This window comes from Devosia sp., assembly GCF_034675085.1.
GTDB lineage: Bacteria > Pseudomonadota > Alphaproteobacteria > Rhizobiales > Devosiaceae > Devosia.
This window is the reverse complement of sequence record NZ_JAUCDN010000338.1, coordinates 1-3458: the sequence shown is the minus strand read 5'-3', so window position 1 is coordinate 3458 and position 3458 is coordinate 1. Positions and strand designations below refer to the sequence as shown.

Below are 3458 nucleotides of genomic sequence, written 5' to 3'. Positions count from 1 at the left end.
GATCTGCGCCGGCGTATTGGGCATGGCGCGCACCACCCGGCCCATGCCCAGGCCGGCGGAAAGTCGTTTGATATCAATGCCCGCCACGATGGAAAGCACCATTGTATGCGGGCCGATGGCCGGCGCCAGCGAGGCCATCACCGCGTCGATAATCTGCGGCTTGACCGCCAAAACGATGACATTGGGCTGCAACCCCACCGCTTCGGGGGTGATGGCGACCTCATAGTCCCGGGCAAATTCGGTTGTAATTTCAGTCGGATGCGGCTCGACCAGCAGCAGGTTGGCGGCGGGCAGGCCGGCATCGAGCCAGCCCTTGGCCAGCGCCAGCCCCATCTTGCCGGCACCCACCAGCATGACCGGACCGATGGCGCGCAATGTTGCGCTCATGCTTCACCCACGGTTTCGAACATCACATGGCTCAGCGCGTCGGCGGCGGTCTTGCCGGCCCAGACGACGAACTGGAACGCCTGATAGTAAAGATCGCAACTATCGGTGGCCGAGCGCAAGAGCGCTTCGCATTGCTGGGGCGAGACATCGGCGCCGCCGGTGAGCAGGTGCGAATTGCGGAACAGCACCACGCCTTCCTTATTCCAGATGTCGAAATGGCCAATCCACAACTGCTCATTGATGAGCGAAATCAATTGCTTGACCTCGGCACGCCGCCCCTCGGGCACGCGCAGATCGAAGGCCGAGGCAACATGCAGGCTCTCCAGATCTTCCATCCAGTTGAACGAAACGTGATAGTCGCTCCAGCCGCCGCGCACGGAAATGGAAATCTCGTCCGCGTCCTGCCGCTCGAAGGTCCAGTCATTGATCGAGGCGATATGCTCGATGATGTCCACGGGGTGGACATTGCGATCGGGCTCGACTTGCAGAAGCGACATGGGCGGGTCCGTCCGTTGACCGGCAGTTTTCGGATACTCAGGCACTGGCCGCAGGCACGCGGCCTCCGAATCGTCCTGATGAAACGACCCTACACCCCAACACTGATTCAGGGGACGCGACGCGGGCCGCGGACGTCATTCTCTTGTGGATGACATTCAGGGGCTTTGCGTTAACAGACTGTTAACGCCGACCATCACGTTTCATGGCATTTCGTCTCGTTTTGGCGCAGATGTGAACGCGCAACCCCTTGGCGGGGCTGGTTTTTGGGCCAGAAACGGGAAAAGCCCGGCGGCAGAGGCGCCGGCGGGTCTGAGCAGAAAGATAGAACGGAATGACGCGGCGGGGATAAGCAAGGACGGGGATATAACGCCCTGCGAAACCCTTATTCGGCCTTCTTGCCCTTGGTCTTGAGCGCGGCGATTTCTTTCTTGAGGGCGTCGATTTCCTCGCCCTGGACCTGCACCAGCTCGCGCAGGGCGTCGAAATCCTCGCGCTTGACCAGATCCATATCGGCCACCAAGCGCTGCGCCTGCGAGCGGACCACGGTTTCGACCTCGCGGCGCACCCCATCGGCCATGCCGGCGGCTTCGTTCATCAAACGGCCCAGATCGTCGAAGATCCTGTTGCTCTGGTTCATCGCTCACCCATTCGGTTCGGCCCTCGTTTCCCCTATCTAGGGTAAGGCCAGCGTCTTGACCAGAGACAGCGAAGCGGCAATGGTCCGCCCGATTGCCGCAGGAGCCGCTTTTGCCCTTTCCCGATATCGACCCGATCGCCTTCGCCATCGGCCCCTTCACCATACGCTGGTATGCGCTGGGCTATCTTTTCGGGGTCGGGCTGGGAGCGGGCTACGGCTATCTGCTGCTGGCCAATGAACGGCTCTGGCACAAGGGACGCCCCCCCTTCCCCGCCAGGGACATCTGGGATTTCGCCTTCTGGACCATGGTGGCCATCGTTTTGGGCGGGCGCATCGGCTATGTGCTGTTCTATAACCTGCCCTATTATCTGGAAAATCCACTCGAAATCGTCAACACGCTCGATGGCGGCATGAGCTTTCATGGCGGCATGATCGGGCTGGTGATCGCCGTCATCGCCTTCACTCATAAAAAGGGCGGCAACTGGCTGAGCGGGCTCGACCTGATCGCTTCGGTCTCCACCATCGGCATTTTCCTGGTGCGCATCGCCAATTTCATCAATGCCGAACTTTATGGCGCGCCCACCAGCCTGCCCTGGGGGGTGATCTTCCCCACCGATCCCGAGCAATTGCCGCGCCACCCCAGCCAGCTCTATGAGGCGGCGCTGGAGGGGCTCCTGCTGTTCCTGGTCATCCGGCTCTTTACCCATGTGTTCTATTGCCTGCGCAAGCCGGGCATGGCGGCGGGCATTTTCGGCATCGGCTATGGCCTCTCGCGCATCGCGGTGGAATTCGTGCGCCTGCCCGACAGCCAGATCGGCTATCTCTATGGCGGGTGGCTCACCATGGGCATGGTGCTGAGCCTGCCGCTGGTGCTGGGCGGCATCGGGCTGGTGGTGTGGGCCGCAACGCGCAAGGAGAGGCTCGTTCGTGGGTAAGGCGATCATGCACACAGGTTTGAGCTCCATCGCCTCCTCCCCCTTGCGGGGAGGGCCGGGGTGGGGGCGTTTAGCCCTTGTATTCGGGCTCCCGACACCCCCTCCCAACCTCCCCCGTCAAGGGGGAGGAGTTGGGCTGGTGGATGGGGAGTTGCTTGATGCCCGATAAATCCCCCACCCTCTCCGAACTCATCGACATGCAGATCCGCACCGGCGGGCCCATGTCGGTGGCCAATTATATGGGGCTGTGCCTCACCCACCCGAAGAAGGGCTATTACCGCACCGCCGATCCGCTCGGGGCAGCGGGGGATTTCGTCACCGCGCCGGAAATCAGCCAGATGTTCGGCGAGCTGATCGGCTTTTTCCTGGTCAATCTCTTCCAGCAGATGGGCAGCCCCAAACGCTTCACGCTGATGGAGCTGGGGCCGGGCCGGGGCACGCTGATGGCCGATATCCTGCGCGTCGCCTGCCGCGCCGAGGGATTTCGCGACGGGCTGGCGCTGCGCTTCTTCGAGACCAATCCGGCGCTGATCGCCGAGCAGAACGCCCGGCTCGCCGCCTATGAGCCGCAATGGATCGACGCCTTCGAAAAGATCGACGAGGCGCCTCTGCTGGTCGTGGCCAATGAATTTTTCGACGCCATGCCGATCCGCCAATTCGTGCGCATGCAGGATGGCTGGCACGAGCGCATGGTGGGGCTGAGCGAGGGCCGGCGCAGCTTCGGGCTCAATCCGACACCCATTGCGCCGCAAGCCATGCCCGAGGCGGTGGCGCAGGCCGAGATCAATGCCGTTTTCGAGGTCGGACTGGCCAGCGGCGAGGTGACCAAGCGCCTGTCGGCGCTGATCGGCCGGCTGGGCGGGGCGCTGCTGGCCATCGACTACGGCTATGGCCGCACCCAGACCGGCGAGACATTGCAGGGCGTGCGCAACCATCGCTATGCCGATGTGCTGGAGGCGCCGGGGGAAACCGACCTGTCCGCCCATGTCGATTTCGAGGCG

5 protein-coding genes are annotated in these 3458 nt (G+C 62.8%); 2 read left to right on the top strand and 3 right to left on the bottom strand.

The genetic code is table 11. The features are described 5' to 3' along the window. The 3 genes from VDP82_RS15890 to VDP82_RS15880 form a co-directional block, all read right to left on the bottom strand. A partial coding sequence (locus VDP82_RS15890; protein ID WP_323015804.1) for a pyrroline-5-carboxylate reductase family protein occupies nucleotides 1-387 on the bottom strand: 387 nt, incomplete at its 3' end. Beyond that, nucleotides 384-884 (bottom strand): YbjN domain-containing protein, encoded by a 501-nt coding sequence (locus VDP82_RS15885; protein ID WP_323015803.1) that lies wholly within the window; start codon nucleotides 882-884, stop codon nucleotides 384-386. The genes VDP82_RS15890 and VDP82_RS15885, both read right to left, overlap by 4 nt. A gap of 383 nt (nucleotides 885-1267) precedes the next feature. Continuing rightward, entirely contained in the window at nucleotides 1268-1522 is a 255-nt protein-coding gene (locus VDP82_RS15880) for an accessory factor UbiK family protein (RefSeq protein ID WP_323015802.1), read from the bottom strand. A gap of 110 nt (nucleotides 1523-1632) precedes the next feature. Between VDP82_RS15880 and lgt the strand changes: the two genes are divergently transcribed. Continuing rightward, nucleotides 1633-2457, top strand: a complete 825-nt coding sequence (gene lgt, locus VDP82_RS15875; RefSeq protein WP_323015801.1) for a prolipoprotein diacylglyceryl transferase — start codon at nucleotides 1633-1635, stop codon at nucleotides 2455-2457. A gap of 158 nt (nucleotides 2458-2615) precedes the next feature. Then, nucleotides 2616-3458 (top strand): class I SAM-dependent methyltransferase (locus tag VDP82_RS15870; protein WP_323015800.1); only part of this gene is annotated, 843 nt, incomplete at its 3' end.